Here is a 316-nt window from a genome sequence, read left to right on the forward strand (position 1 = left end):
TCCTGCCGGACACTTTATCACTTTTGTTTTTTCTTCGTCCATTTCAAATCCGGAAACATCTCGCCGATTCTTTTTGGCTGTCAATGCAGTAGGAAGTAGTTCGATGTTCTTTTATAAACTGTGAGTCTGAATGGATATTGGATTCATACTCATAGCTGGTTACAACAGAACCATTTTTCCCAACAGTTTCCTCTACATTAGCCATATAGCCGCGATATTCTTTCCCTGCTTTCCTTCGGTATGTAGCCTCAGGATCAGTTGGATTTAACAGCATGGTTGAATTGCCGAGGTTATCTTCCTTAGTAATCCAGCGACG

The 316-nt window shown here is 41.5% G+C and carries 1 pseudogene; it reads right to left on the reverse strand.

Features of this window, described 5'->3' with window-relative positions:
- Positions 1-43: 43 nt before the first annotated feature.
- A pseudogene (locus ACTNBF_RS16600) lies at positions 44-316 on the reverse strand (hypothetical protein); the annotation flags it as partial.

It is taken from the genome of Bariatricus sp. HCP28S3_A4 (genome assembly GCF_052066395.1).
In the GTDB taxonomy this organism is placed as follows: domain Bacteria; phylum Bacillota; class Clostridia; order Lachnospirales; family Lachnospiraceae; genus Allocoprococcus.